Source organism: Lachnoclostridium sp. An181 (assembly GCF_002160325.1).
GTDB lineage: Bacteria > Bacillota > Clostridia > Lachnospirales > Lachnospiraceae > An181.
In genome coordinates this window covers 61,625-81,546 of sequence record NZ_NFKJ01000001.1, presented here as the reverse complement: position 1 = coordinate 81,546, position 19,922 = coordinate 61,625, and the positions used below count along the sequence as shown (strand labels likewise).

Annotated in this window: 20 protein-coding genes; all 20 read left to right on the top strand. The window is 45.1% G+C overall.

Annotated features, from left to right (window positions below; genetic code table 11):
- The first annotated feature begins 19 nt into the window (after positions 1-19).
- Positions 20-346 (top strand): stage III sporulation protein AF, encoded by a 327-nt coding sequence (locus B5F18_RS00360; protein WP_087155681.1) that lies wholly within the window; start codon positions 20-22, stop codon positions 344-346.
- Positions 309-710, top strand: coding sequence for a hypothetical protein (locus B5F18_RS00355; RefSeq protein WP_087155680.1), 402 nt, complete (start codon positions 309-311; stop codon positions 708-710). Before B5F18_RS00360 ends, B5F18_RS00355 begins: the two co-directional genes overlap by 38 nt.
- Positions 707-1,414 (top strand): SpoIIIAH-like family protein, encoded by a 708-nt coding sequence (locus B5F18_RS00350; RefSeq protein ID WP_087155679.1) that lies wholly within the window; start codon positions 707-709, stop codon positions 1,412-1,414. Before B5F18_RS00355 ends, B5F18_RS00350 begins: the two co-directional genes overlap by 4 nt.
- Positions 1,415-1,513: 99 nt before the next feature.
- Positions 1,514-3,106, top strand: a complete 1,593-nt coding sequence (locus tag B5F18_RS00345; protein WP_087155678.1) for a peptide chain release factor 3 — start codon at positions 1,514-1,516, stop codon at positions 3,104-3,106.
- A gap of 79 nt (positions 3,107-3,185) precedes the next feature.
- Entirely contained in the window at positions 3,186-3,569 is a 384-nt protein-coding gene (locus B5F18_RS00340; RefSeq protein ID WP_087155677.1) for an Asp23/Gls24 family envelope stress response protein, read from the top strand.
- A 209-nt stretch (positions 3,570-3,778) separates the two neighbouring features.
- Complete coding sequence (gene nusB, locus B5F18_RS00335) at positions 3,779-4,177, top strand: transcription antitermination factor NusB (protein ID WP_087155828.1); 399 nt, start codon at positions 3,779-3,781, stop codon at positions 4,175-4,177.
- A 9-nt stretch (positions 4,178-4,186) separates the two neighbouring features.
- Positions 4,187-5,410 carry an exodeoxyribonuclease VII large subunit gene (gene xseA, locus B5F18_RS00330; RefSeq protein ID WP_087155676.1) on the top strand — a complete coding sequence of 408 codons (1,224 nt, stop codon included), beginning with the start codon at positions 4,187-4,189 and terminating at the stop codon, positions 5,408-5,410.
- A complete protein-coding gene (gene xseB / locus B5F18_RS00325; RefSeq protein WP_087155675.1) occupies positions 5,392-5,616 on the top strand; it encodes an exodeoxyribonuclease VII small subunit in 225 nt (74 codons plus the stop codon). The genes xseA and xseB overlap by 19 nt, the downstream gene beginning before the upstream one ends.
- A complete protein-coding gene (locus B5F18_RS00320) occupies positions 5,606-6,496 on the top strand; it encodes a polyprenyl synthetase family protein (protein WP_087155674.1) in 891 nt (296 codons plus the stop codon). Before xseB ends, B5F18_RS00320 begins: the two co-directional genes overlap by 11 nt.
- A gap of 14 nt (positions 6,497-6,510) precedes the next feature.
- Positions 6,511-8,388, top strand: coding sequence for a 1-deoxy-D-xylulose-5-phosphate synthase (gene dxs / locus B5F18_RS00315; protein WP_087155673.1), 1,878 nt, complete (start codon positions 6,511-6,513; stop codon positions 8,386-8,388).
- The gene (locus B5F18_RS00310; protein WP_087155672.1) at positions 8,385-9,200 is read left to right on the top strand and encodes a TlyA family RNA methyltransferase; all 816 of its coding nucleotides are present in this window, start codon (positions 8,385-8,387) and stop codon (positions 9,198-9,200) included. The genes dxs and B5F18_RS00310 overlap by 4 nt, the downstream gene beginning before the upstream one ends.
- A 17-nt stretch (positions 9,201-9,217) precedes the next feature.
- Positions 9,218-10,051: an NAD(+)/NADH kinase gene (locus B5F18_RS00305; RefSeq protein WP_087155827.1), complete on the top strand. Its 834-nt coding sequence runs from the start codon at positions 9,218-9,220 to the stop codon at positions 10,049-10,051.
- Positions 10,052-10,053: 2 nt separating this feature from the next.
- Positions 10,054-10,503 carry an arginine repressor gene (argR, locus tag B5F18_RS00300; protein WP_087155671.1) on the top strand — a complete coding sequence of 150 codons (450 nt, stop codon included), beginning with the start codon at positions 10,054-10,056 and terminating at the stop codon, positions 10,501-10,503.
- A gap of 36 nt (positions 10,504-10,539) precedes the next feature.
- On the top strand, positions 10,540-12,213 hold the full coding sequence (gene recN / locus B5F18_RS00295) for a DNA repair protein RecN (RefSeq protein ID WP_087155670.1): 1,674 nt from the start codon (positions 10,540-10,542) through the stop codon (positions 12,211-12,213).
- 100 nt (positions 12,214-12,313) lie between these two features.
- Positions 12,314-13,381 (top strand): SpoIVB peptidase, encoded by a 1,068-nt coding sequence (spoIVB, locus tag B5F18_RS00290; RefSeq protein ID WP_087155669.1) that lies wholly within the window; start codon positions 12,314-12,316, stop codon positions 13,379-13,381.
- A 120-nt stretch (positions 13,382-13,501) separates the two neighbouring features.
- Positions 13,502-14,290: a sporulation transcription factor Spo0A gene (gene spo0A, locus B5F18_RS00285; protein WP_087155668.1), complete on the top strand. Its 789-nt coding sequence runs from the start codon at positions 13,502-13,504 to the stop codon at positions 14,288-14,290.
- Positions 14,291-14,378: 88 nt separating this feature from the next.
- A complete protein-coding gene (glgA, locus tag B5F18_RS00280; RefSeq protein ID WP_087155667.1) occupies positions 14,379-15,815 on the top strand; it encodes a glycogen synthase GlgA in 1,437 nt (478 codons plus the stop codon).
- A 41-nt stretch (positions 15,816-15,856) separates the two neighbouring features.
- Positions 15,857-16,726 carry a methylenetetrahydrofolate reductase [NAD(P)H] gene (metF, locus tag B5F18_RS00275; RefSeq protein ID WP_087155666.1) on the top strand — a complete coding sequence of 290 codons (870 nt, stop codon included), beginning with the start codon at positions 15,857-15,859 and terminating at the stop codon, positions 16,724-16,726.
- 93 nt (positions 16,727-16,819) lie between these two features.
- Positions 16,820-17,464 carry a vitamin B12 dependent-methionine synthase activation domain-containing protein gene (locus tag B5F18_RS00270; protein ID WP_087155665.1) on the top strand — a complete coding sequence of 215 codons (645 nt, stop codon included), beginning with the start codon at positions 16,820-16,822 and terminating at the stop codon, positions 17,462-17,464.
- Position 17,465: 1 nt separating this feature from the next.
- Positions 17,466-19,853, top strand: a complete 2,388-nt coding sequence (locus tag B5F18_RS00265; RefSeq protein WP_087155664.1) for a homocysteine S-methyltransferase family protein — start codon at positions 17,466-17,468, stop codon at positions 19,851-19,853.
- The last annotated feature ends 69 nt before the right edge of the window (positions 19,854-19,922 follow it).

Sequence of the window (19,922 nt, the reverse complement as noted above, 5' to 3'; positions counted from 1 at the left end):
GGTTGGAAATGGAGGGGTTATGTTTGCGTATTTGTATGAGTGGATAAAAAATATTGCGTTTTATTTAATCCTGGCCACTGCTTTTTTCTGGGTGCTGCCAAGAGAGGAATACAAAAAATATATTCGCTTTTTTTCCGGACTGATTTTAGTGATTTTGCTGGCCATGCCGGTTTTAAAAATATTGGATATGGAGGGGGATGTGGAGCGTTATTTTCGTGAGGAAGAGAAAAATCAGGTGCAGGAGGAAATCAAAAAAGCCTCTGAATTTATGGAGGAACGCCTGATGGAGGAAGAGGAGGAGAAAAAGGATGCCGAAATGGAAGATGTTCCTGCAGAAGAAAAATAATCTGATTTTGTTGCTGCTTTGCGGTATTTTGCTCCTTGTTATCGCGATTCCGCAGGGCGGAAAGGGAGGAGGGGTGATGGAAGATGCCGCGGCATCGGAAAATGTGGAAGGCAGACTCAAACAGACACTTCAGAAAATAGAGGGTGTGGGAGAGCTGGAAGTCATGCTTTCCAAGTCAGAGGAAACTTCTTTCTATGGGGAGGATGACGGCTCTGTTCAGGGGGTTCTAATTGTGTGTGAGCATGGGGATGATCCTGTGGTGGTGGAACGCATTACCGAAGCTGTGCAGGCATTATTTGATGTAGACACGCATAAAATTAGGATAATGAAAATGAATCAAACAAAGCAGGAGGAGAACAGATGAAACGATTATTTAAGAAAAATCAGGTGATTGTCACAACACTGGCACTGATGATTGCAGTTGCAGGGTATCTGAATTATTCCGGCAAGATTTTCCCGGAAAAACAAGACACAAAAGAGGCAAGCTCAGAGCTGGCAAACCAGGAGCTGCTCGATATTTCTGAGGAGGATACGGCAGCGGATTCCGGGGATATTGAAAGCCAGGATGCAGAGGTTGAGGGAACACCTGGCGAGGCGGTTCTCACAAATGCACAGGCAGACAGTATTGTGGCGGAAGCAAAGGTGGCAAGAGAACAGACACGTTCCAAAAACAAGGAGACACTGATGGGAATCATCAATGACACCAATGTGACGGAAGAGCAAAAGCAAGACGCCATTAATCAGATGATCACCATGACAGATTTGGCGGAGAAGGAGACCACGGTTGAGACACTTTTGAAGTCAAAAGGTTTTTCTGAAGCAGTGGTGAGCCTGACAGAGGATTCTGCGGATGTTGTGGTCAACAGTGAAGAACTAAACGAAGCAAACCGGGCCCAGATTGAGGATATCATCAGCCGGAAAGCGGGAATTGCTCCGGAAAATATCGTTATCACTCCGATAAGAAGCGATAAGACAGGAACAGAGCAGGGGGGCGAAGGAGAAACTCAGCAGAACACAGGAGACAATACGCAGGAAAAAACAGGGGAGGAAACACAGGAGAAAAAATAGAAGAAATTTGATTGAGTCAAATGAGGAGTTGTGGTAGACTATGTAAGATGCGTTAAGAAAAGGAACAGGCGAAAGCCTGATAAAGATAGGAGAATTGTTATGTCAGAGATTACAAATGAGATAAAAAAAAGAAGGACCTTTGCCATCATTTCTCACCCGGATGCGGGAAAGACTACGTTGACGGAGAAATTTCTATTGTATGGAGGGGCAATCAACCAGGCCGGATCTGTCAAAGGAAAGGCTACTGCAAAACATGCGGTGTCGGACTGGATGGAAATAGAAAAGGAGAGAGGAATTTCTGTCACCTCCTCGGTTCTTCAGTTTCACTATGAAGGATATTGTATCAATATTTTAGATACGCCTGGGCATCAGGATTTCTCGGAAGATACATACCGAACGTTGATGGCAGCGGATTCCGCGGTGATGGTCATCGATGCGAGCAAAGGTGTGGAGGCGCAGACACGAAAACTTTTTAAAGTATGTGTGATGCGCCATATTCCGATCTTTACTTTTATCAATAAAATGGACAGGGAGGCAAGAGACACTTTTGAGTTGCTGGATGACATTGAAAAAGAGCTCGGAATCGCGACCTGTCCGGTAAACTGGCCCATTGGTTCGGGAAAAGCGTTCAAAGGAGTGTTTGATCGGGCAAACGAAGAAATTGAGCTGTTTTCCGACACAAGGAAGGGAACCTCTATCGGAGAAGTGAAAAAAGTTTCTGTGCATGACAAAGCTGTGGATGAGCTTTTAGACCCAGGACAAAAAGAGCATCTTTTGGAGGAGATTGAGCTGCTGGACGGTGCAAGTGCAGAATTTGACCAGGAGTTGGTCAGCCAGGGCAAACTTTCGCCGGTGTTTTTTGGCTCCGCGCTGACAAACTTTGGTGTACAGACATTCCTGGAACATTTTCTTTCCATGACAACATCTCCTCTTCCAAGAAAATCAAATGCAGGTCTTATAGACCCTATGGAGGAGAAAGAATTTTCTGCCTTTGTATTCAAGATTCAGGCTAATATGAACAAAGCCCACAGAGACAGGATTGCCTTCATGCGGATCTGTTCCGGAGAGTTTGATGCAGGGATGGAAGTGTATCATGTACAGGGGGGAAAAAAAGTACGCCTTTCCCAGCCGCAGCAGATGATGGCCAGCGAGAGGAAAATGATCGACAAGGCGTATGGAGGGGATATTATTGGTATCTTTGATCCTGGTATTTTCTCCATCGGAGACACGCTGACGAATTCTCCGGAAAAATTTTCCTATGAAGGCATTCCGACATTTGCGCCGGAGCATTTTGCAAGAGTGCGTCAGGTAGATACCATGAAAAGAAAACAGTTCGTCAAGGGGATCAACCAGATAGCCCAGGAAGGAGCCATTCAGATTTTTCAGGAATACAATACCGGAATGGAGGAAATCATAGTTGGTGTGGTAGGTGTCCTTCAGTTTGACGTTTTGAAGTACCGTCTGAAAAATGAATACAATGTGGACATTATACTGGAATCTTTGCCATATGAATATATCCGCTGGATTGAAAATACGGACCTTGATCTTGACAGGCTGACTGGTACGTCCGATATGAAGAAAATCAAAGATTTGAAAGGGCGCCCGCTGCTTTTGTTTGTAAACAGCTGGAGTATCCGCATGACGGAAGAGAGAAACGAAGGGTTGATCCTTTCCGAGTTTGGCCGCTCCTAGATACAAACATTTCCCTTTGCTTTTGCAATGTATTTTGCTATAATAAAAAGAGATGCAGACCAGACAGGAGGTTTTGAAAATGGGAAAAGAGGAGCGAAACACTTATACGATACAAAGCGATGAAAAACTGGGAGAGGTCAAGATTGCTGATGAGGTGGTGGCCATCATTGCAGGTCTTGCTGCCATGGAGGTTGAGGGAGTGGCTTCGATGGCAGGTAATGCTACAAGAGAGCTTATCAGCAGATTTGGCATGAAGACTTTGTCAAAAGGAGTGAAAGTCGATGTTCTGGATGGAGTTGTTACCGTGACATTGGCATTGAATCTGAAGTACGGATACAGTATTATGGATGTGTCCGCAAAAGTCCAGGATAAAGTGAAAACAGCCATTGAGAATATGACCGGACTTACTGTGGCAGACGTCAACTTGAAGATATCCGGTGTGGATATGCCGCCGGAAGAATAAATGTTGTTTCCGGCTTGCCAGGATGAAACAAGATGTAGTATAATAAGAGGTATCTATGCGTACCTCTTATTTTTTTGTGATATAGAAAAGGGTCTCTCTTTTCTATAATTACAAAAAACTCCGGGAGGATGCACGCACTGTGTAGAAAAATAGGGTACGTTTATCCCAAAACAGAAAAACAGAAAGAGAAAAATCGAAAGGAATCAGGAATGGGAAGAACAGAATTAAGAGAACATATATTTAAACTGCTGTTTTGCAGAGAATTTAACAATCCGCAGGATATGCAGGAGCAATTGGAATTGTATTTCGGGAAAATGGAAGGAATTTCCGATTCTGACAGGGAATATATAGAAAAGAAGTACAGGGCAGCTGCCGAGAAACTGGACGAACTCGATGAGCAGATCAATTCTCATGCCACAAGATGGAAGACGAGCCGTATGAACAAAGTGGATCTGACGATCCTTAGGCTTGCAGTCTACGAAATTAAATGGGACGAGGAAGTGCCGACAAGCGTTGCGATCAATGAGGCTGTGGAACTTGCGAAGAAATTCAGCGCAGAGGAAGCAGGGGCATTTGTCAATGGAGTACTTGCCAAGTTTGTAGAGTAGGACAAAAAGATGCAGAATGTATATACAGTAAAGCAGGTGAATGCTTACATTAAAAATATGTTTACACAGGATTTTATGCTCTCAAAGATCTATCTGAAAGGGGAGGTGTCCAACTGTAAATATCATACATCCGGACACATATACTTCTCCCTGAAAGATGAGTCGGGGAGCATTGCCTGTGTGATGTTTGCCGGAAACAGAAACGGACTTGCATTTCGATTGACAGACGGGATGCAGGTCGTTGTATTTGGGGCAGTCAGTGTCTACGAGCGGGATGGCAGATATCAGATGTATGCCCGGGAAATCCGTCAGGATGGAGCCGGTGAACTCTACGAACGCTTTTTGTTTCTCAAAAAAGAGCTGGAAGAGATGGGAATGTTTTCCCCTGAGTATAAACAGCCCATTCCGAGGTATGCAAAGCGTATTGGGGTGGTGACAGCGCCTACAGGAGCAGCTATCCGGGATATTATCCATATTGCAGGGCGCAGAAATCCATATGTCCAGATCATTCTCTATCCAGCGCTTGTGCAGGGGGAGCAGGCAGCGGCCAGCATTGCGAAGGGGATCCGGATGCTGGAATCAGAAAAAGTGGATGTGATGATCGTGGGACGAGGCGGAGGTTCCCTGGAAGATCTGTGGGCATTCAATGAGGAGATGGTTGCGAGAGCAATCTTTGAATGCCAGGTTCCGGTCATCTCCGCGGTAGGACATGAGACCGACACAACAATTGCAGATTACGTGGCGGATCTGCGCGCACCGACACCATCGGCAGCCGCAGAGCTGGCGGTTTTCTCTTATGAGGATGCAAAGTTGCGTATGAAGGAGTTTGAGACAAAGGCAAGGCTTTACATGCGCAGAAAACTGGATGAAGCGCATTCCCGCATCGAGACATTAAAGTGGAAATTAAAGGTGCTCCATCCGCAGCAGAAAATCCGTGAGCAAAGACAGCAGGCTGCGGATGCAGAAGAAATGTTTCGGCGTCTGATGGACAGCAGGATTGTCGCTGTAAGGCAAAAACTTGCCATCTGCGCAGAGAGGATGAAGGGAGTTTCCCCTCTGCACAAATTAAGCCAGGGATACGCCTATGTGTCCGGGGAGGATGGAAGAAAAATCACAAGTGTGACAAACGTTCAGCCTGGAGACAAGCTTTCAATCTATGTGTCAGACGGCAGGCTCCGTGCAAAGGTGGAGGAGACACAGAAAGGAGAGGACGGATGGAAGAAAAGGACTTAAACTTAAAAGAACAGTCCGTGGAAGAACTGTTTGAAGGGATGGACGGCCTTTTAAAACAGATGGAAGAGCAGGACACCTCTTTGGAAGAAACGTTTATACTGTACAACAAGGGGATGGAGATGCTCAAAGTGTGCAATGAAAAAATAGATGCAGTAGAAAAAAAGATTCTGATTCTGGATGAAAATGGTGAGAAACATGAATTTTGAAATAGAGAGAAAAGAAAAAATAGAGAAGATAGAAGAGGTTTTAAGAGAGTACCTTCCAGCGCAAAAAGGTCATCAGAAGGTTATCATGGAGGCAATGGAGTACAGTCTGATGGCAGGCGGAAAACGGATTCGCCCCATGTTGATGTGGGAGACCTTCCGGATGTTTGGCGGTGAAACATATGTGATACGCCCTTTTATGGCGGCAATTGAGATGATCCACACCTACTCTCTTGTGCATGATGATCTGCCGGCCATGGATGATGACGATTACAGGAGAGGGAGAAAAACTACCCATATCGTGTATGGGGAGGCGCTTGGGATCCTTGCGGGGGATGCGCTTTTAAATTATGCGTTTGAGACTGCAATGAAAGCCTTTGATATGGCTCCGGGCAAAAGTGTGCAGATTGGAAAGGCACTTAAGATCTTGGCCGGGAAAGCTGGAATTTTCGGAATGATCGGCGGACAGGTTGTGGATGTCTGCTCTGAAGGAAAACGGATCGGACAGGATACACTCTCATTTATCTATGAGCTGAAGACCGGAGCGCTCATAGAAGCCTCTATGATGATCGGCGCGGTTCTGGCAGATGCATCGGATGAAGAGGTGAAAAAAGTAGAAGAAGTTGCATCCAAAGTAGGACTGGCTTTCCAGATTCAGGATGACATCCTCGATGTGACCAGTACAGACGAAATTCTTGGGAAACCGGTGCACAGTGATGAAAAAAATGAAAAATGTACGTACGTGGCATTATACGGGCTTAATAAGGCAGAGCAAGAAGTGGAGGAGCTCACCGCACAGGCAATGCAGATTCTGGATGAAACAGGTCGGGAGTGTAGCTATCTTACCTGGCTTCTTCTGGAACTTGTACACCGGGAAAAATAAAGAGGGGTGCTGTGATGGTTCTGGAAAAAATTCAAAAAGAAAATGATATAAAAAAACTGGACAGAAAACAGCTTCCGATTCTTGCGAAGGAAATCCGGCATTTTCTCATAGAAAATATCAGCAGGACAGGGGGACATCTGGCGTCCAATCTGGGTGTCGTAGAACTTACCATGGCGCTTCATCTGATGTTTTGTCTTCCGCAGGATAGGATGATCTGGGATGTGGGACATCAGTCCTACACACATAAAATTTTGACCGGAAGGAAAGATGGATTTGAGAAACTGCGGACTTATGGGGGAATGAGCGGATTCCCTAAAAGAAAGGAGAGCGACTGCGATGCTTTTGATACGGGACACAGTTCCACATCCATCTCCGCAGGGATCGGGTATGTGAAGGCCAGAGAACTTTTAGATGAGGAAAATTATGTGATATCCATTATCGGAGACGGCGCACTCACCGGGGGGATGGCCTATGAGGCGCTAAACAACGCCTCTCAGCTTGACAGTAATTTTATCATCGTCCTGAACGACAACCGGATGTCCATCTCTGAAAATGTGGGCGGAATGTCAAAGTATCTGGACGGACTTCGCACAGCTAACGCTTACACAGGGTTAAAGCGGGAGGTCGAACATGCTCTGAATAAAGTTCCGGTAGCCGGACGGCGTATGGTGCACCAGATCAAAAAGACAAAAAACAGTATCAAACAGCTGTTTGTGCCAGGGATGTTTTTTGAGGACATGGGAATTACCTATCTTGGGCCTGTGGATGGACATGATGTCAAGGCTTTGTGCAGAGCCTTTCAGGAGGCAAAGAAGATGAACCAAGCCGTTCTTGTGCATGTGTTGACAAAGAAAGGAAAAGGATACCGCCCTGCGGAAAAAGCACCTTCCAGGTACCATGGAACAGGGCCATTTGACATTCGGACCGGAAAAGTTCTGGAAAAGAAAGATAAACCGTCTTACACAGACATTTTTGGAAAAGTGCTCTACGACGAGGCGGCAAAAGATAAGCGCATCGCGGCAGTCACAGCAGCCATGGCAGACGGTACCGGTCTTGCCTCGTTTCGGAGAAGATATCCTAAACGCTTTTTTGATGTTGGTATTGCAGAGGGGCATGCGGTTACTTTCTGTGCAGGACTTGCGGCCGGGGGAATGAAACCGGTTTTTGCGGTTTACTCATCATTCTTGCAGAGAGGATTCGACCAGCTGATCCATGATGTCTGTCTTCAGAATCTTCCAGTACTTTTTGCTGTGGACAGGGCAGGTCTTGTGGGGAGCGACGGAGAGACACACCAGGGAATCTTTGATCTTTCCTTTTTGTCCATGATACCGAACATGACGGTCATGTCCCCGAAAAATGGGACTGAACTGGCAGACATGGTGCGGTTTGCCCTGAAATTGGACAGTCCATGTGCGATTCGTTATCCAAGAGGAGAGGCCTATGACGGATACAAGGAATTTTCCTCTCCGGTCATATACGGGAAAAGCGAATGGATTTATGAGGAAGAGGATATCGTGCTCATTTCGGTCGGGCATATGTTTGAGACCTGTGCAAATGTCAGGGAGAAACTAAAAGAAATTGGATACAACTGTTCATTGGTGAATGCAAGATTTGTAAAACCTTTGGACGAGGAGATGTTACAGAAGGCTGCAAAAGACCATAGGTTACTTGTCACTGTAGAAGAAAATGTAAAGAACGGTGGATTTGGCGAACATGTCGCTGCGTGGCTGAATGCAACTGAGGCAAATACAAGCCTTCTTTCGATCGCAGTACCGGATGCGTACATCGAGCACGGGAATGTGCAAGTGCTTCGCAAGGAGAGCGGGCTGGACGAAGAATCCGTTACAAGAAAAATCATTATGGCTTATATTGGAATAGAGGGAGACGAATGAAAGAACGATTGGATGTACTGCTTGTAAAGAGGAATATGGCAGAATCAAGAGAGAAAGCAAAGGCTATCATTATGTCCGGAAATGTATTTGTGGAAGGACAGCGGGAGGATAAGGCGGGAAGTACTTTCCCCGAGGAAGTGGAGATTGAGATAAAGGGAAACACACTGCCATATGTCAGCCGGGGAGGGCTGAAACTAGAGAAAGCGGTTTTTGAGTTTCATCTGGATTTAAAAGATAAGGTCTGTACAGATGTAGGCTCCTCCACAGGGGGGTTTACAGACTGCATGCTTCAAAACGGAGCAAAAAAAGTATATGCTATTGATGTGGGGAGGGGACAGCTTGACTGGAAATTAAGGCAGGATGAAAGAGTTGTCTGTATGGAGAAGACAAATATACGCTATGTGGTGCCGGAAGACCTTGGAGAAGCGATAGACTTTTCTTCTATCGATGTATCATTTATCTCACTTACAAAGGTGCTTTCACCGATCAAAGATTACCTCAAAGAGGACGGAAGGATCGTGGCGCTTATCAAACCCCAGTTTGAAGCCGGAAGGGAAAAGGTAGGAAAAAAAGGTGTGGTGCGTGAAAAGAGTACTCATGTGGAAGTGATAGACAAAATACTGGAGTACGCGCATTCTATTGGATTCTCTATTTTGGGCCTTACGTTTTCGCCAATCAAGGGGCCGGAAGGAAACATCGAATACCTTGTCTATTTAAAGAAAGAGGAGAAGGCGCCGGAAACAGACAGGGAAACTATTCTTGATGTGGCGAAAAAGACAGTTGAGGAGGCATTTGGAGCTTTGGCAGGATAGGATGGGCAGAAAAGATGATGGAAAAATTTTATATCATAACAAACGTAAGCAAAGACCCCTATATGAAGGTGACATCCAGAATACAAAATTATCTTCAGAGCAGGGGGAAAAAGTCTGTACTCTGTATTAATGATAAAGAGGGCAGAATTGTTCCGGACACGATACCCAAAAAAGTGGACATGGCGATCGTGATCGGCGGAGACGGAACACTTATCCGCGCGGCAAGGGACTTATTCGGAAGAAAAATTCCTCTCCTCGGAGTCAATATGGGGACGTTGGGGTATCTGACAGAGGTGGAGCTTGGAGATATTGAGGATGCGATTGATCAGATCATCGACGGAAACTATTGTCTGGAGCCTCGCATGATGTTGGAAGGACTTTTCAAAGGAGGACAGAAGGAAAATGCGCTCAATGATATCGTGGTGAGCAGAAGCGGCCCTATCCGCATAGTAAATTTTCATATTTATGTAAATGGTACTTACTTGAATTCCTATCAGGCGGACGGAATCATTGTCTCTACGCCTACGGGCTCCACAGCTTACAATCTGTCAGCAGGTGGACCGGTAGTGGAGCCAACTGCAGAGCTGATCGTGATCACACCGATCTGTCCTCATTCTCTGAATTCGCGCAGCATTATTTTGGACCCTAAGGATACGATCGAGATAGAGCTTGGGAAAAGCCATGGCATCCATACAGAAGCAGCGGAGATTGCATTTGACGGGGAGTGTATTCAAAAACTTTATACCGGAGAGTCGTTTGACATAAGAAGAGCAAGGGAGACGACGACTCTGATAAAACTTAGTAAAGCGGGATTCTTGGAAATATTGGGCAAAAAAATGAAAGGAAACTGAGTATGAAACTGAATCGTCATTCAAAAATCGTGGAATTGATTGGAAAGTATGAAATAGAGACACAGGAAGAACTGGCTGAGCGCCTCAATAAAGAAGGATTCTGTGTGACCCAGGCAACCGTGTCCAGAGATATACGGGATATGAAACTGACAAAGATACCTGCGGAAAACGGGCGCCAGCGCTATGCGCTTTTACACACTACAGACCAGTCTATGAACGAAAAATATATTCGCGTTCTCAAGGACGGATATCTTTCCATGGACATGGCACAGAATATTCTTGTCATAAAAACCGTCTCCGGGATGGCGATGGCAGTTGCAGCTGCCATTGATGCCATGAAATGGCATGAAGTAGTCGGGTGTATTGCAGGGGATGATACGATCATGTGTGCCATCCGAAGTGTGGACGACACATTGAAGGTGATGGGAAAGGTCAGAAAAATTGTAGCATAGACAAAACAAGTTTGATGTGCCAAGAGGTCGAGAAAAATGTTGCGAAATTTACATGTAAAAAATCTTGCGTTGATTGAAGAGGTCGAGATAGAGTTTGGGGAAGGTCTCAATATTCTGACCGGAGAGACAGGAGCTGGAAAATCCATTATTTTAGGATCCGTCAACCTGGCTTTGGGAGGAAGATTTTCTAAAGACATGATCCGTGAAGGCGCCAGGTTCGGCCTTGTTGAGCTCACCTTTTCTGTGAACGACATACGGCAGAAAGAGAGGTTGAAAGGTCTGGACATTTTCCCTGAGGAAGGGGAGGTCATCCTTTCCAGAAAACTGATGGATGGGCGCAGCGTCAGCAGGATCAATGGGGAGACTGTATCGCTGCAGACCGTAAAAAAAGCGGCAGAAATCCTGATAGACATTCATGGGCAGCATGAACATCAGTCTCTTCTGTATGAAAAAAATCATTTGAAAATATTGGATGAATTTGCAAAAGAAAAAACGGAAATATTAAAGCTGGAAGTAGAAAAGCAATTTTTGGAATATCAGTCTGCACTTAGAAAATTAGCGGACCTTTCTATGGATGAGCAGGAGAGGAGAAAAGAGCAGGATTTTCTGGCGTTTGAAATCCAGCAAATCCGTGAAGCAAATTTAAAGCAGGGCGAGGATGGTACGCTGGAGGAGGCTTACAGGCGGATGCTTGGTGGAAAGAAAATCTGCGAAACTCTGGATGAGGTCTACCAGTATACCGGACAGATGGAGCTAAGCGCCAGTGCACTGATCAGCAGGGCAATCCGCTGTATGCAGGAAATCTCATCCTATGAACCCATGGCCCAGAGCCTTTACGAGGAGCTTGTCAATGTAGACGCTCTCCTCAATGATTTCAACAGAGATTTGGCTCAGTATCAAAAATCATTTGAATTTTCCGAGCAGGATTTTTGCGAGACAGAGGAGCGTTTAAATGAAATCAACAGACTGAAAATGAAATACGGCAATTCCATAGATGAGATTCTCTCTTATATGCAGGAAAAGGAAAAGAGGATGGAACAACTGTGCGATTATGAAACCTACATGGAGAAACTGAAGACACAGATAGCCGATATGGAAAGTTCTTTAAAAGCGGTAAGCCTGAAACTACGTGCCAAAAGACAGGATGCGGCTGTTTCCTTGTCAAAACAGATCAAAGCCGGACTGAAGGAGCTGAATTTCCTGGATGTAAAATTTGACATCCGTCTCAAAGAGAAATTACAGTATTCTAAAGATGGAATGGACGAAGCAGAATTTCTGGTATCCATGAATCCGGGAGAACCTGTGCGGCCGCTCAAGGATATTGCCTCAGGCGGTGAACTTTCCAGAATCATGCTCGTCATCAAAAGTGTATTGGCTGATAAGGACGAGGTAGATACACTGCTATTTGATGAAATCGATACCGGCATCAGCGGGCGCACAGCGCAAAAAGTATCGGAAAAAATGGGAATGATCGCCAAAGATCGTCAGGTCATCTGTATCACACATCTGGCCCAGATCGCAGCCATGGCTGATGAACATTTTGTGATTGAAAAAAATGCTTTTGGAAATACGACAAAAACACAGATCCGGCGTTTGGAGGACGAAGAGATCACACAAGAACTGGCAAGAATCCTTGGCGGTGCGCTGATCACAGACGCAGTGCTGGAAAATGCCAGAGAAATGAAGGAACTTGCCAACCGTTCAAAATAATACCAGACTGAAAAGTAGAAAGTTTCACATACTAAGACAGATACCTTCAAGGGTATCTGTTTTTTCTTTCATTTTTGTTAATGAAAAGGATGTGGAGCAGATGAAAAAAAGACGTGTGTATTACCGGATATTTTTGTCCTTCACTCTTGCACTTGCAGTATTTTTTGCGGGAATGGAGTGGATTACAGTCCGGCAGCAGGAAACCCTTAAGCAGGAAGTCAGTGCCAAGGCAATTTCCAAAAGTATGCTCATCCCCGGTGGAATGCCCATAGGAATCTATATGGAGACCGATGGAGTGATCGTCCTTGGAACAGAGAAGATCAAGGGCATGGACGGCCAGAACCACGAACCCTCCAAACATCTTTTAAAGGCCGGGGATTATATCACAGGAATGAATGGCAGTGAAATCAAGACAAAAAAGGAGTTGATAAAAGAAGTTGAACAAATGGATGGAAAAGAAGTGATTTTAAAGATCAGGCGTGACGGTGAGGCGCTGAATGTAAAAACAGAAGCAGTTGAGAGTTCTCCCGGAAAATACCAGCTCGGCATCTGGGTCAGGGACAGCGCCCAAGGTCTTGGGACCGTGACATTTTTGACCGGAGACAGTCATTTTGGAGCTTTGGGACATGGAATCCACGATACAGCTACGAACACCCTCCTCGAAATTTCGGATGGAAAGCTGTATGAGACAAGTATTCAAAATATCCAGAAAGGAAAGAAGGGAAGTCCCGGAGGAATTGAGGGAGTCATTGTGTATAACAACTACCATATACTGGGCAGAATCGACAAAAATACAGATGCCGGGATTTATGGTACTGTGGACAACATTGACAAACTCTTTCAAGAACTTACGCCCATCCCGGCTGCGCCAAAAGAGGAAATACAGGAAGGCGATGCAACGATTCGATGTGCAGTGGAAGGAGAGGTGAAGGATTACAAAATTCGTATTACAAAAATCGACTGTAATCCCAAAGAACTCAATAAGGGAATTGTATTGGAAGTTACAGATGAAAGGCTTCTTGAACTGACCGGAGGAATCATTCAGGGAATGAGCGGAAGCCCGATTATCCAGAACGGAAAACTTGTCGGAGCAGTGACTCATGTCTTTGTGCAGGACGCTTCCAAAGGCTATGGAATTTTTATAGAAAACATGTTGAACAATGTCTAAACTCGAATAAATTGTCGAAATATTATGACAATATTTTCTTGATTCTCCTAACAGAGGATTTTATAATACTCTTCGTGATAGTTTTTGAAAGAAAGGAATAGAAAAAGGAGGGTATTTAGCATGGGACAGCTGAATGTGGCTATTGCTGATGACAATGAGAGAATTTTGGAACTATTAGGAGAAATTATTAGTACAGACAAGGATCTAAGCTTGGTGGGCAAAGCGAAAAATGGGGAAGATGCCTACGAAGTTATCAAAAAGGAGGAGCCGGACGTTGTTCTTCTGGACTTGATCATGCCAAAGATGGACGGACTTACAGTGATGGAGATGGTGAACGCGGATAAAAGTATCAAAAAGTATCCAGAATTTATCGTGATCACAGCAGTCGGACAGGAAAAAATTACGGAGGATGCTTTCAAAAAAGGCGCCAGTTATTATATTTTAAAACCCTTCAAGGCAGAAATGGTCCTGAATAGAATCAAAAATACCGGACGAAATACAGTAAGACATGAAACCGGTTCCATACGCCAGCCGGATCAGATGGCAGATGTACAGGAAAATCTGGAGACAAAGGTGACGAACATGATACATGAAATTGGAATTCCAGCTCATATCAAAGGTTATCACTATCTGCGGGATGCCATTATGATGGCGGTTGAGGATATGGACGTCTTAAATGCCATCACAAAAGTGCTGTACCCTACAGTGGCAAAGAAACATCAGACCACTTCAAGCCGTGTGGAAAGGGCGATCCGGCATGCCATTGAAGTGGCGTGGAGCCGCGGAAAGCTGGACACACTGGACAGCCTTTTCGGATACACGGTCAACAACAGAAAGGGAAAGCCTACAAACTCTGAATTCATTGCCCTGATTGCGGACACGATCCAGCTGGAATATAAGCAAAGATAGGCGCTGCGCACGAATTCATTCTTTTCATTTCACACAATTTCGTGTATAATGGGACTATAATTATTTATAGTGTCGGAGGGATATGAAGATGAAAAGAATATTGTTTGTTGCGTCGGAATCAGTGCCATTTATCAAGACTGGTGGATTAGCGGATGTAGTAGGCTCCCTTCCAAAATATTTTGATAAAGAGAAATACGATGTCCGCGTGATGATACCGAAATATATGTGTATGAAACAGGAGTGGAAAGAAAAACTGCAGTATAAAACCCACTTCTATATGGATTTAAACTGGCGCAGCCAGTACGTAGGAGTACTTGAACTCGTACATGAAGGAGTTACCTTTTATTTTATTGACAATGAATACTATTTTGCGGGGATGAAACCGTATGGAAATATTTATGAGGACATCGAAAAATTTGCATTCTTTTCCAAGGCAGCACTGAGTGCGCTCCCGTTGATAGATTTCCGACCAGACATTATTCACTGCCACGACTGGCAGACCGGACTTGTGCCTATCTACCTTGACAACTTCCGTTATGGCGGCGAATACTACAGGGGGATTAAAACCGTCATGACCATCCATAACTTGAAATTCCAAGGTGTATGGGATAAAAAGAAAGTAAAAGACATTACAGGTCTTCCTGATTACTATTTTGTGCCGGACAAACTGGAAGCATACAAGGATGCAAACTACTTAAAAGGTGGTATTGTATACGCAGATAAGGTGACGACAGTGAGCAATTCCTATGCAGGAGAAATCCAGACTGCGTTTTACGGAGAACGCCTGGACGGCTTGATGAGGGCCCGCTCCAATTCACTTTCCGGCATTGTAAACGGAATTGATTATAATGAGTATAATCCAGAGACAGATATATTCATCCCATATCATTATACAGTGGACAGTTTCCGAAAAGATAAAGTGAAAAACAAAGTGGAACTGCAAAAAGAACTTGGGCTAAACGTGGATCCGAAGGTGATGATGATCGGAATCGTATCAAGACTGACAGACCAGAAGGGGTTTGACCTGATCGCCTACGTAATGGATGAGATGTGTCAGGATGCGGTGGAGTTCGTTGTACTTGGAACAGGGGACGAAAAATACGAAAATATGTTCCGCCATTTTGCATGGAAGTATAATGGAAAAGTATCCGCGAATATTTACTATTCTGAACCAATGTCCCATAAGATTTATGCGGCAAGTGATGCATTTCTGATGCCTTCGCTGTTTGAGCCATGTGGTTTAAGCCAGTTAATGAGCCTTCGATACGGAACTTTGCCGATCGTAAGGGAGACAGGCGGCCTGAAAGATACGGTTGAACCGTATAATGAGTTTGAAAAGACAGGTACAGGATTTAGTTTCAGCAACTATAACGCACATGAGATGATGGCGACAGTGCGTTATGCAGAACGCATTTACTATGACAAAAAACGTGACTGGAATAAGATGGTTGAACGTGCGATGGAGAAAGACTTCTCGTGGAATAATTCTGCGAAACAGTACGAAAACCTCTATGACAGCCTGTAAAATCGTTTAACATACAAAAGACAGCTAAGGAGACTACAAGATTGAAGATTATAGAAAAACTGACAGACGGAAAAGTGCACATTTCTGTGGAGGTATTCCCTCCGAAAACAGATGCTAAGTATAAGGAAGTAGTGGATGCCGTGGATAAAATCGGCGCCCTGCATCCTTCCTACATAAGTGTGACCTATGGTGCCGGCGGCGGAACGAGCAAAAATACTGTGAATATAGCAGCCCATATCAAACACGACTTGAAGGTGGAAAGTTTGGCGCACCTTACCTGTGCCTCCTCCACAAAAGAGGAAGTGCAGACAGTGGTGGAGGAGCTGAAAAAGAATGAGATTGAAAATGTTCTGGCACTTCGCGGGGATATCCCATCCGACAGGCCATTCCCGATACCGGGAGGCTACCGCTATGCAAAAGATCTGATCTGCGATATCAAAAAGCAGGGAGATTTCTGTATCGGTGCTGCCTGCTATCCGGAAGGACACGTGGAGAATGAGCATAAAGAAGATGACATTCGTTACCTTAAGGAAAAAGTGGATTGTGGGGTGGACTTCTTGACTACACAGATGTTTTTTGACAACTCCATTCACTACAACTTTCTCTATCGTATCCGTGAAAAAGGCATTATGGTTCCGGTTATCCCGGGCATCATGCCGGTGACAAACGGCAAACAGATGAAGAGAATCTGCGAGATGTCGGGAACAGCTCTTCCTGCGAGATTCCGTGCTATTGTTGATCGTTTCGGAGACAAGCCGGAAGCCATGAAACAGGCAGGAATAGCCTATGCTACCGAACAGATCATCGATTTGATCGCAAATGGAATTCACAATGTACATATTTATTCCATGAATAAACCGGAAGTAGCAGGACAGATCATGGCAAATCTATCGGAGATCATTGAAAAATAATAAAAAAAATGGCGGGCAGACGTTTCCGTGGAGTGAAGACTCCGGACAGACGTCTGCCCTTTGTTTATGACAGAAACAAAAAGGAGTGAGAAGATGGACAGAAAGACAAAAGAAGCAATCCGCTATCTTGGATACGGTAAACATAAGGTTGAAGACCGTGTGCTTGTCCAAGTCAGGGAATGCTTTGAAGAACTCTCTCGAGTCATAGCAAAAAAGTCCATATACCGCACGTTTGATTTGGAAATAAAGGACCACGTCATCCGTATCGGGACCATGGAGATTAAAAGCAGGAATCTCGAAAAAAACTTAATAGGCTGCGAGAGTGCAGTAGTCTTTGGGGCAACGCTTGGCACGGGGGTTGACAGGCTGATGCATAAATATACATTGACAGATATGAGCAAAGCTGTTATATTGCAGGCATGTGCAGCCGCGGATCTGGAGGAATACTGCGATTCCTGCCAGGATGAGATCGTGGCCATGATGAATAAGGAGAACAAGTATGTGCGGCCTAGATTCAGTCCGGGATATGGGGATTTTGACATCCGCCATCAGGAAGACATGATCCGAATGCTGGAACTTCCAAAAACGATCGGGCTTACGATGACGGACAGCTACATGCTCACACCGGTCAAATCCGTGACTGCGGTGATGGGAATCAGCAGCGAAAACACGCCGTGCCACAGACAGGGCTGTGAAAGCTGTCAAAAGAAAGACTGCGCTTACAGAAGGGAGACTTGATATGATAAAAGAACATCTTGGAAAACAACTGCTGTTTTTTGACGGCGGAATGGGGACATTGCTGCAGGAAAAAGGGCTGAAACCAGGAGAGCTGCCGGAAATATGGAATTTGGAGCACAAAGAGGATGTCATAGACATTCACAGACAGTATTTTGAGGCAGGCAGCAATGTAGTGCTGGCGAATACGTTCGGAGCAAACGCTTTAAAATTCCATGATGACAGTTATTCGCTGGAGGAGATCATCCTGGCTGCTGTTGAGAATGCAAAAGAAGGCGCAAGGCTTGGTGCAAAGGAAGAGCAGGAGACATACATTGCCCTGGACATGGGACCTACGGGAAAACTGTTAAAACCAATGGGAGACCTGGAATTTGAGGATGCCTACAATGCCTTTAAAGAGGCTGCTGTGTGCGCTGAGAAAGCAGGTGTGGATTTTGTACACATTGAGACCATGAGCGATACCTATGAGGTCAAGGCGGCAGTGCTGGCGGTAAAGGAAAACACAAATCTTCCGGTCACTGTGACCATGATCTTTGATGAGCGGGGCAAACTTTTGACAGGGGGAACCGTTCCGGCTGTGGTCGCCCTTCTGGAGGGACTACGTGTGGATGCGATCGGATTAAACTGCGGTCTTGGGCCAAAGCAGATGATGCCGATTCTTGAGGAGATGGTAAAATACACCTCTCTTCCAATCATTGTAAAACCGAATGCAGGACTTCCAAAACAAAAGGACGGACAGACATATTACGATGTGGGTGCAGAAGAATTCGCATCCTGCATGCAGGAGATCGTCAGGATGGGAGCCTGTGCCATCGGTGGATGCTGCGGAACAACACCGAAACATATCAAAGTTATGACAGAAAAGTGCAGAGGAATGAGGACAAAGGAAGTAGCGTGGAAGGAGGAAACTATCGTCTCCTCCTACGGACAGGCTGTGATTCTCGGCGACAAACCTCTGATCATCGGAGAGCGCATCAATCCGACCGGAAAGAAAAAATTCAAACAAGCTTTGAAAGAGCACGATATAGACTATATTCTGCGCGAAGGAATTACGCAGCAGGATAAAGGCGCGCATATCCTGGACGTGAATGTGGGGCTGCCGGATATTGATGAGGCGGCAGTGATGAGAGAAGTGATTGTAGAGCTTCAAAGTGTGACAAGTCTTCCGCTACAGATCGATACCGTTGATGCCAAGGCCATGGAACAGGCCATGCGCATTTACAATGGAAAACCAATGATAAATTCAGTCAACGGAAAACAGGAATCCATGGACGTGGTATTTCCTCTTGTGAAAAAATACGGCGGCTGTGTAGTGGCATTGACTCTGGATGAAAACGGGATTCCATCGGATGCCAAGGGACGTGTGGAGATTGCCGGAAAAATCATTGAGGAGGCAAAAAAATACGGGATTGACAAGAAAGATATCGTGGTGGATGTACTGACCATGACCATAAGCTCTGAGCCTGATGGTGCAAAGACAACGCTGGAGGCTTTGGAGATGGTGAGAAAGGCATACGGTGTCCGAACGGTGCTTGGCGTATCCAACATTTCTTTTGGCCTTCCAAGCCGCCCTGTTATCAATGCCAATTTCTACACAATGGCAATGCAAAAAGGGTTGAGTGCAGGGATCATCAATCCGTCTTCGGAGGCTATGATGCGTTCGTACCATTCATTTTTAGCTCTGATGAACTATGATGAGAACTGTGAAAAGTATATTGAGATGTACGCACAGGCGGTCCCGGAATCTGCTGTAAAGCCATCCGGTGCGCATATGGATTTAAAGACAGCAATTGAAAGAGGTCTGAAAGAAGAGGCAGGACATATCAGCGAAATGCTCCTAAAAGACATGGAGTCCCTGGAAATCATCAACCAGTATATGATTCCTGCCCTTGACACTGTGGGAAAAGGATTTGAAAACGGCACAGTATTTCTCCCACAGCTTTTGATGAGTGCAGAAGCAGCGAAACAGGCATTTTCGGTTCTGAAACAAAAGATGGAAACGGAAGGGGCAGTGCAGGAGAAGAAAGAAAAAATTGTGCTCGCAACAGTAAAAGGTGACATACATGATATCGGAAAGAATATTGTGAAAGTGCTGCTGGAGAATTACGGGTTCCAGGTCATTGACCTTGGAAAGGATGTTGACCCAAAGAAAATTTTGCAGACCGTAAAACAGGAGGGAATAACACTCGTTGGATTAAGCGCCCTTATGACGACTACAGTGACAAGCATGGAGGAGACGATCAAACTTCTTCGAAAAGAGGCACCTGACTGTAAAGTCATGGTGGGCGGTGCGGTTTTGAATCAAGAGTATGCGGATATGATCGGCGCGGATTTCTACGGGAAGGATGCCATGCAGTCTGTTTATTATGCACAGAGTGTTTTAGGCAAGTAGTAGTCTTGTACTCGATTTTATACAAAATTCCTTGGAGCCTTAATTGACAATTGTTTGACGGGTGATATA

Excerpts from the sequence above, each read along its gene's own strand:
- B5F18_RS00360 (WP_087155681.1), top strand. The coding sequence starts at position 20 with ATGTTTGCGTATTTGTATGAGTGGATAAAAAATATTGCGTTTTATTTA.
- B5F18_RS00355 (WP_087155680.1), top strand. The coding sequence starts at position 309 with ATGCCGAAATGGAAGATGTTCCTGCAGAAGAAAAATAATCTGATTTTG.
- B5F18_RS00350 (WP_087155679.1), top strand. The coding sequence starts at position 707 with ATGAAACGATTATTTAAGAAAAATCAGGTGATTGTCACAACACTGGCA.
- B5F18_RS00345 (WP_087155678.1), top strand. The coding sequence starts at position 1,514 with ATGTCAGAGATTACAAATGAGATAAAAAAAAGAAGGACCTTTGCCATC.
- B5F18_RS00340 (WP_087155677.1), top strand. The coding sequence starts at position 3,186 with ATGGGAAAAGAGGAGCGAAACACTTATACGATACAAAGCGATGAAAAA.
- nusB (WP_087155828.1), top strand. The coding sequence starts at position 3,779 with ATGGGAAGAACAGAATTAAGAGAACATATATTTAAACTGCTGTTTTGC.
- xseA (WP_087155676.1), top strand. The coding sequence starts at position 4,187 with ATGCAGAATGTATATACAGTAAAGCAGGTGAATGCTTACATTAAAAAT.
- xseB (WP_087155675.1), top strand. The coding sequence starts at position 5,392 with ATGGAAGAAAAGGACTTAAACTTAAAAGAACAGTCCGTGGAAGAACTG.
- B5F18_RS00320 (WP_087155674.1), top strand. The coding sequence starts at position 5,606 with ATGAATTTTGAAATAGAGAGAAAAGAAAAAATAGAGAAGATAGAAGAG.
- dxs (WP_087155673.1), top strand. The coding sequence starts at position 6,511 with ATGGTTCTGGAAAAAATTCAAAAAGAAAATGATATAAAAAAACTGGAC.
- B5F18_RS00310 (WP_087155672.1), top strand. The coding sequence starts at position 8,385 with ATGAAAGAACGATTGGATGTACTGCTTGTAAAGAGGAATATGGCAGAA.
- B5F18_RS00305 (WP_087155827.1), top strand. The coding sequence starts at position 9,218 with ATGGAAAAATTTTATATCATAACAAACGTAAGCAAAGACCCCTATATG.
- argR (WP_087155671.1), top strand. The coding sequence starts at position 10,054 with ATGAAACTGAATCGTCATTCAAAAATCGTGGAATTGATTGGAAAGTAT.
- recN (WP_087155670.1), top strand. The coding sequence starts at position 10,540 with ATGTTGCGAAATTTACATGTAAAAAATCTTGCGTTGATTGAAGAGGTC.
- spoIVB (WP_087155669.1), top strand. The coding sequence starts at position 12,314 with ATGAAAAAAAGACGTGTGTATTACCGGATATTTTTGTCCTTCACTCTT.
- spo0A (WP_087155668.1), top strand. The coding sequence starts at position 13,502 with ATGGGACAGCTGAATGTGGCTATTGCTGATGACAATGAGAGAATTTTG.
- glgA (WP_087155667.1), top strand. The coding sequence starts at position 14,379 with ATGAAAAGAATATTGTTTGTTGCGTCGGAATCAGTGCCATTTATCAAG.
- B5F18_RS00270 (WP_087155665.1), top strand. The coding sequence starts at position 16,820 with ATGGACAGAAAGACAAAAGAAGCAATCCGCTATCTTGGATACGGTAAA.
- B5F18_RS00265 (WP_087155664.1), top strand. The coding sequence starts at position 17,466 with ATGATAAAAGAACATCTTGGAAAACAACTGCTGTTTTTTGACGGCGGA.